8 protein-coding genes, 1 tRNA gene and 1 pseudogene are annotated in these 6,328 nt (G+C 74.1%); 1 reads left to right on the top strand and 9 read right to left on the bottom strand.

All coding sequences use genetic code 11. From position 1 onward, the window contains the following. Nucleotides 1–81: 81 nt before the first annotated feature. The gene (locus DRV84_RS05750) at nt 82–1,200 is read left to right on the top strand and encodes an arginase family protein (protein WP_115978921.1); all 1,119 of its coding nucleotides are present in this window, start codon (nt 82–84) and stop codon (nt 1,198–1,200) included. A 223-nt stretch (nt 1,201–1,423) separates the two neighbouring features. Here the strand turns inward: DRV84_RS05750 and DRV84_RS05755 are convergent. The 9 genes and pseudogenes from DRV84_RS05755 to DRV84_RS05795 form a co-directional block, all read right to left on the bottom strand. Further along, a tRNA-Gly gene (locus DRV84_RS05755) sits at nt 1,424–1,497 on the bottom strand. A gap of 60 nt (nt 1,498–1,557) precedes the next feature. Further along, the gene (locus tag DRV84_RS05760; RefSeq protein WP_115978922.1) at nt 1,558–1,731 is read right to left on the bottom strand and encodes a DNA gyrase inhibitor YacG; all 174 of its coding nucleotides are present in this window, start codon (nt 1,729–1,731) and stop codon (nt 1,558–1,560) included. Nucleotides 1,732–1,751: 20 nt separating this feature from the next. Continuing rightward, on the bottom strand, nt 1,752–2,762 hold the full coding sequence (locus tag DRV84_RS05765) for a ribonuclease E/G (protein ID WP_115978923.1): 1,011 nt from the start codon (nt 2,760–2,762) through the stop codon (nt 1,752–1,754). Next, on the bottom strand, nt 2,759–3,337 hold the full coding sequence (locus DRV84_RS05770) for a Maf family protein (protein ID WP_115978924.1): 579 nt from the start codon (nt 3,335–3,337) through the stop codon (nt 2,759–2,761). Before DRV84_RS05770 ends, DRV84_RS05765 begins: the two co-directional genes overlap by 4 nt. Before the next feature lie 3 nt (nt 3,338–3,340). Continuing rightward, complete coding sequence (infA, locus tag DRV84_RS05775) at nt 3,341–3,559, bottom strand: translation initiation factor IF-1 (RefSeq protein WP_023849011.1); 219 nt, start codon at nt 3,557–3,559, stop codon at nt 3,341–3,343. Between the two features lie 82 nt (nt 3,560–3,641). Continuing rightward, the gene (locus tag DRV84_RS05780) at nt 3,642–4,532 is read right to left on the bottom strand and encodes a carbon-nitrogen hydrolase family protein (RefSeq protein WP_115978942.1); all 891 of its coding nucleotides are present in this window, start codon (nt 4,530–4,532) and stop codon (nt 3,642–3,644) included. Nucleotides 4,533–4,619: 87 nt separating this feature from the next. Then, nucleotides 4,620–5,207: pseudogene (locus DRV84_RS05785) on the bottom strand (GNAT family N-acetyltransferase); the annotation flags it as partial. Further along, the gene (locus DRV84_RS05790; RefSeq protein ID WP_115978925.1) at nt 5,204–5,671 is read right to left on the bottom strand and encodes an arsenate-mycothiol transferase ArsC; all 468 of its coding nucleotides are present in this window, start codon (nt 5,669–5,671) and stop codon (nt 5,204–5,206) included. The pseudogene DRV84_RS05785 and the gene DRV84_RS05790, both read right to left, overlap by 4 nt. Before the next feature lie 4 nt (nt 5,672–5,675). Then, entirely contained in the window at nt 5,676–6,155 is a 480-nt protein-coding gene (locus DRV84_RS05795) for a UPF0262 family protein (RefSeq protein ID WP_115978926.1), read from the bottom strand. Nucleotides 6,156–6,328 lie beyond the last annotated feature (173 nt).

The raw sequence follows: 6,328 nt of genomic DNA on the forward strand, positions 1-6,328 counted from the left end.
GCGCAGCACGGGCCGCCCCGCGCGGAGGCGCTGGCGGCGCGCCGCCTCGTCCGCGCGCCCCGGCGCGCTAGACTGCACCCCATGACGGCACCGCTCTTCATCGGCTCCGGCGTCTACCGGGGCTCCAGCTACGGCCCGCGCCATCCGCTGCGCGTGCCGCGGGTGCCCACGGTCATCGACCTCGCCCGCGCGCTCGGCTGGCTGCCGGGCGAGATCTACCGCCCGAGCCCGCGCGCCAAGCCCGCCGCGCTCGCCACCTTCCACGATCCCGCCTATCTCGCCGCGCTCGAGCGCGCCGAGCGCGAGCAGAGCGTCACCGAGGCCGTGCGCGCGCGCCACGGTCTCGGCACGCTCTCGAACCCGGTCTTTCCCGAGATGTTCCGCCGCCCGGCGACGGCGGCCGGCGGCTCCATGCTCGCCGCGGAGATCGCGGCGGGCGGCGGGCGCGTCTTCAACCCCGGCGGCGGCACGCACCACGGCTTCGCCGACCGGGCGGCGGGGTTCTGCTATCTGAACGACCCGGTGCTCGCGCTCTTGCGGCTGCGCGCGCTGGGCCTCCAGCGGATCGCCTACGTCGACATCGACGCGCATCACGCCGACGGGGTCGAGGCGGCCTTCGACGGCGTCGAGGGGATGCTCCTGATCTCGACGCACGAGGAACGCCGCTGGCCCTTCACCGGGGCGCTGGACGACCGCGCCGGGGGCGTCGCGCTCAACCTGCCGCTGCCGCGCGGCGCGCACGACGGAGATTTCGCCCGCGCGCTCGACGAGGTGATCCTGCCCGCGGTCGCCGCGCACCGGCCGCAGGCGATCGTGCTGCAATGCGGCGCGGACGCGGTGACGGAGGACCCGCTCTCGCGCCTCGGCTGGTCGAACGCGAGCCACGCGGCGGCGGTGCGCGCGCTCGCGCCGATGGCGCCTGGGTTCGTGCTCCTCGGCGGGGGCGGCTACAACCCGTGGTCGGTCGCCCGCGCGTGGACGCGGGCCTGGGCCGCGCTCGCGGGGAAGGAGGTGCCCGACCGCCTGCCGCCCGCGGCCGAGGCGGTGCTGTGCGGGCTCAGCTGGTCGCACCGGCTGGGCCGCGACGTGCCGGAGGCGTGGATGACGACGCTCGCCGACGCCCCGCGCGATGGGCCGCCGACCGAGGGCGTCGCCCCGCGCCTGCGCCAGCTCGCCGATCGGCTGCGTGCCTGGGCGTGAGGGGCGCTGCGCGATGCGGGGCGACGGTCGGACCGTGGCGCGCAGGAGACTGCGGCGGCGCGCTACGTGACGGATCGGACACGGCGAGGCTGACGTCGACAGCCCCGGCGTGCGCGGTGGAGGCACGGCAGGACCGACGCCTCCGGCACGGCAGGTCGCGCGCCCTCGGCCGACCATTAGCCACGACCCGGCGTTTTCCGTCGGTCCATCGGGGGAGGTCGCCTGGAGCGGGTAGCGGGAATCGAACCCGCAATAACAGCTTGGGAAGCTGCTGTGATACCGTTTCACCATACCCGCAGCGCGTGGACCGAATACGCCGGCGCGCGCATGCGGTCAAGCGGGCATCGCGCGGCCTCGCTAGGTCTGCGGCGCGTCCGGGCCATCCGGCGGCAGCTCTTCCTCGTCGAGCGGCGGGCCGGGCAGGGCGTAGCCGCCTGAGAGCCAGCGGGCGAGATCGACGTCGGCGCAACGGCGCGAGCAGAAGGGGCGATAGGCCGGGTCGGTCGGACGATTGCAGCCGGGGCAGGGCATGGGGCCTCCTTGTCCGGGGATCAGAGCGGCAGCGGCGGGCGCGCGCGCTGGCGCTGCAGCTCGATCAGGCCGAGCGCCGTCCAGTCGAGGAGCGCCGTCTGCACCGGATCGTCGCGCAGCGCCGCCTTCAGCGCGGTCTCGATCGCCTTGCGGTCGCGCTTCGGGCTGGGCGCCGGGTCGACCACCACCTGCCCGCCGAGCCCGCGCAGGCGCAGCGCCCGCGGCAGCGCCTTCGCCATCGCGAGGTTCGCCTTGAGCGCCGCGGCGGGCGAGGTGTCGGTGCCGGTGTCCACGTCCACCGCGACGAGCGCGCGCGTCGCTTCCACCGTCATGCGCGCGCCGCCCGGCAGCGCCTCGGACGGGTCGGCGAGCGCCTCCAGCGCGTCGAGCACGCCCGCGCGCTCGAAGGCGTCGGCGCCGCGCTCCACGTCCGCGGGCGCCGTCCAGTCGCGCCAGGCGAGGGCGTGCGGCCCGTCGCCCTCCAAGAGCACCGCCGGCTCGGTGCCGGTGTCGGCAAGGATCTTGGTGAGCGCCTCGGCGAGCGCGCGCAGCTCCTCGGCGATGTCGGCGTCCTCGGCCTCCGCGCAGGCGGAGCGCAGGATCACGCCGGTCTCGGCGGGCGCGGCCCCCTCGGCGAGCGCGGCGAGCGCGGCGCGCCGCTCCGGGTCGCGGATCGCGCGGCTCGGGTTCGCGCCGGGCGCGCCCGGCGTGAGCACCGCGTAGCGGCCCTTGAGCGAGAGGCGCGTGGTCACCGGCGGCGCCTTGCCCGGCTCGGCGTAGCCCGTCACCTGCACGAGGAGGGAGGCGCGCGGGCTCACGCCCTTGGTCTGGCGCAGGAAGACGCGGCCCTCGGGCGTGCGCAGGAAGAGCCCGCCCTGGCCCTTCATCGGGCGTTCGGGGATCGCGCGGTAGATCGTGCCGGGCGGCGGCGCGTCGGCGCTCACGATCAGGTCGTCGAGGCGCCCGTCGACCATCAGCGCCGCCGCCTCGCGGCCGCCCCACGCGCCGAGGATCACGCTGCGCCCCTTCATGCGCCGGCCTCCCAGAGCGGCCAGCCCGCGCCCTGCAGGAGCGCGGCCGTCTCCGTGAGCGGCAGGCCCATGACGCCGGAATAGCTCCCCTGCATCCAGGGGATGAAGGCCTCCGCACGGCCCTGGATGGCGTAGCCGCCGGCCTTGCCCTGCCATTCGCTGCTGGCGAGGTAGGCGCGAATCTCGACCTCGGAGAGGCGCTTCATCTTCACCGCGCTGTCCACCCGCCGCTGCCAGAGCCTGTCGCCGCGCCGCAGCGCCACCGCCGTCACGACCCGGTGGCGCCGGCCCGAGAGCAGCTCGAGGAAGGCGCGCGCCTCATCGGCGTCCGCGGGTTTGCCGAGGATGCGGCGACCGGCGGCCACGGTGGTGTCGGCGGCGAGCACGAGGTCCTCCGGCGCGGCGTCGACCGCCGCGGCCTTCTCGCGCGCCATGCGCTCGGTGTAGGGGCGGGGGAGCTCGCCTGTCGCGGGCGTCTCGTCGATGTCGGCCGGGCGCACGGCGTCCGGCACCACGCCGAGACGCGCGAGGAGCTCCTGCCGGCGCGGGCTCGCCGAGCCGAGGATCAGCCGCAAGGCTTACTTGAAGCGATAGTTGATCCGACCCTTGGTCAGATCGTAGGGGGTCATTTCGACCTGAACCCGGTCGCCCGCGAGGACGCGGATGCGGTTCTTGCGCATCTTTCCTGCCGTATGCGCGATGATCTCATGGCCGTTGTCGAGCTCGACCCTGAATGTCGCGTTCGGCAGGAGCTCCTTCACGACACCGGGGAATTCGAGCGTGTCTTCCTTGGCCATGATGTCTCCTGTCGTCACCGCCCGCGTCGCGCGCGGACGTTCGAGTAAATGAGGGCAAACGCGCCCGTTTTCAAGCCGCGAATCAGCGCAGCGCGAGGCGCTCCACCGTCCCGGCGCGCGCGGGCTGCTCGGCCCAGTGGGTCATGTTGAGCACCACGCCGTCGGCGCGGACATGGGCGATCGCGGCGGGGTCCACCTCGGCGACGGTCCAGCTGGGGCGGTCGAGCGTCCCCGCGGCGAGGACGCCGGTCTCCGGAAAGCCGGTGTCGGGCGGGCCGAAGACGCCGCCCGCGCCGGTGTTGGTGTCCACCGCCTCGGACCAGGGCGCGTCGCCCACGGTGGAGGCCATGACCGTGACGCACTGCCCCTCGAGCGCGCGCGCCATGGCGCCGATGCGCACGCGCCAGTAGCCGGGGCGCCGCTCCGTGCAGGAGGGCACGAGGAGGATCTCCGCGCCCGCCTCGATCAGCGCCCGCGCGAGCAGGGGATACTCCGCGTCGTAGCAGATCAGCACGCCGATCCGCCCGAGCGCCGTGTCGAAGAGGCGAAGCGGCCCGCCGGGCGCGATCGCCCAGTCCTCGCGCTCGAAACGGGTCATGATCGCCTTGTCCTGATGGCCCATGGCCCCCGAGGGCGCGACGAAATGCGCGCGATTGACCGGCCGCGCGCCGAGCGCGGGGTCGAAGACCGGCCCGGAGGCGGCGAGGATGTGCACGCCGTGCGCCTGCGCGAGCCGGGCGTGGAGCGCCGTGGCCTCGCCCATGCGCTCCGAGACGGCCCGCGCCGAACGCTCCAGATCGCCCGCGGCCGCCGCGCCGGCGAGCGTGGCGAGCTCCATCGCGCCGTATTCGGGAAAGACGAGCAGCTCGGCGCCCGCGCCGGCGGCCTCGGCCACCCAGCGCGCGATCTTGTCCTCGTAGGCGGCCCAGCCGTCGAGAAACTCCATGGGGTAGGCGGCGGCGGCGATCTTCATGGTCCTGTCTCCTGAGGGTCGCGCCGGGCAAGGCGCTTCGGAAAGCGCCTTGCAAGCGCGTTGCAACGGGCTTGCCCCCGGCTCAGAGAGGTCGCGCATCCAGAACTGCAGCGGCTTTTCGGTTTCCTCCGCCGCGTCGATGTCCCGCCACGCGAAGCGCGCGACCACGCCGGGCAGGGGCCCATAGCCGCGGCTGCGCCAGAACGGGTCGAGCGGGCGATAGTCGGCCGGCCGCAGCGGGTGATCCTCGGGCCGGACCACCGCGCAGAACGCGACCCGCGCGAAGCCGAGCCGGCGGGCGTGCGCCTCGCGCAGGTCGAAGAAGCGGTGCCCGACGCCGTGCCCGCGATACTCCGGCAGGAGCACCGATTCGGCGCAGTAGAAGATCGTCGAGAGGTCGAGCCCCGTGCCCGCGAAGGCCTCGGCGAAGTCCCCGGCGTGATCGGCGAGCGGCGTGCCCGTCGCCGCGCCGACGAGCCGCGCGCCGTCGAAGGCGCCGACGAGGATGGCGCCCGCGCTCTCGCGGTAGGGCTCGAGGTAGCGGCGCTCATAGGCGGCGTCCCCGTCGTAGAGATAGGGAAAGGCGCGAAAGACTGCGATGCGGAGCCGCGCCACGTCGTCGAGCGCGGCCTCCAGCGCCGCGCCGGTCAGCGCCTCGACCCACAGCGCGCTCATGCCTTCGCCTCCGCGCGCGGCGGCCCGAAGGTCTCCACCAGCTTGTCCGCGATCTGGTCGCGGCTCTTGCGGTAGGCGGCGAGCTTCGCCTCGCGCCCCTCGCCCACGCCGGTGGGGTCCATGATCGGCCAGTAGATCACCTCGAGGTGGAAATAGCGCGTCAGGTCCAGCGCCTTGTGCCGCGAGGCCGGCGAGAGCGCCACCACCAGGTCGAAGGACGACAGGTCGTCGCCCCACTGGCGCATGTCGTCGAAGCTGCGCACCCGGTGGCGCGAGAGCTCCACGCCGATCTCGCCGCAGACCGCGATGGCGAAGCCGTCGATCTCGCGCTCCGAGAGCACGCCGGCCGACTGCACGTAGGTGTCGAAGCCGTAGAGCATCTTCGTGATGCCCTCGGCCATCGGGGAGCGGACGGCGTTGTGGTCGCAGCAGAAGAGGACCGACTGGGGCAGGTCCCGCACCACCGCCTCATCCCCCGAAATGCAGCACGCAGATCAGCGTGAAGAGGCGCCGCGCGGTGTCCTCGTCCACCTCCGCCTTGCCCTCGAGCCGCTCGATCAGGATGCGCGAGCCCTCGTTGTGGATGCCGCGGCGGGCCATGTCGATGGTCTCGATCTGGCTCGGCGGCAGCTTCTTGACCGCGTCGAAGTAGCTTTCGCAGATCTGGAAGTAGTCCTTCACCACCTGCCGGAAGGGGCTCAGCGACAGGTGGAACTCCGCCGCCGCCTCGCCGCTCTCGGTGGCGACGTCGAAGACGAGCCGCTTCTCTCGGATGGCCAGATGCACCCGGTAGGGGCCGGGCGGCACCACGCGGTCGTCGCGCTTCGGCAGGGCGAAGCGGTTCTCCTCGAGAAGGTCGAACATCGCCACGCGCCGCTCCTGCTCGATCTCGGGCGTGGGCGGCGGCAGGGTCGAATCGTCGAGCTCGATATGGCTGATGCGGGACATCGGCGCGCGTCCGGCGTTGCTGCGGTCTCTCCGCGTGCGTAGCCCGCGCGCGCCGGGCGTACAAGCGAGACCGCGATCAGGGGCGCCCGAGCGGGCCCCGGCCCGCGCGCTGGCCGCGCGGACCCAATCGGTTCGGCTGCGATCCCGCTGCCCGCGCGGGGGGGGGGGGGGGC

Origin of the sequence: Rhodosalinus sediminis (assembly GCF_003385555.1) — a bacterium.
Classification (GTDB): domain Bacteria; phylum Pseudomonadota; class Alphaproteobacteria; order Rhodobacterales; family Rhodobacteraceae; genus Rhodosalinus; species Rhodosalinus sediminis.

What these genes read in the sequence shown, in the direction of transcription:
- DRV84_RS05780 (WP_115978942.1), bottom strand. Translation starts at nt 4,532, where the DNA reads ATGAAGATCGCCGCCGCCGCCTACCCCATGGAGTTTCTCGACGGCTGG.
- DRV84_RS05765 (WP_115978923.1), bottom strand. Translation starts at nt 2,762, where the DNA reads ATGAAGGGGCGCAGCGTGATCCTCGGCGCGTGGGGCGGCCGCGAGGCG.
- DRV84_RS05795 (WP_115978926.1), bottom strand. Translation starts at nt 6,155, where the DNA reads ATGTCCCGCATCAGCCATATCGAGCTCGACGATTCGACCCTGCCGCCG.
- infA (WP_023849011.1), bottom strand. Translation starts at nt 3,559, where the DNA reads ATGGCCAAGGAAGACACGCTCGAATTCCCCGGTGTCGTGAAGGAGCTC.
- DRV84_RS05760 (WP_115978922.1), bottom strand. Translation starts at nt 1,731, where the DNA reads ATGCCCTGCCCCGGCTGCAATCGTCCGACCGACCCGGCCTATCGCCCC.
- DRV84_RS05750 (WP_115978921.1), top strand. Translation starts at nt 82, where the DNA reads ATGACGGCACCGCTCTTCATCGGCTCCGGCGTCTACCGGGGCTCCAGC.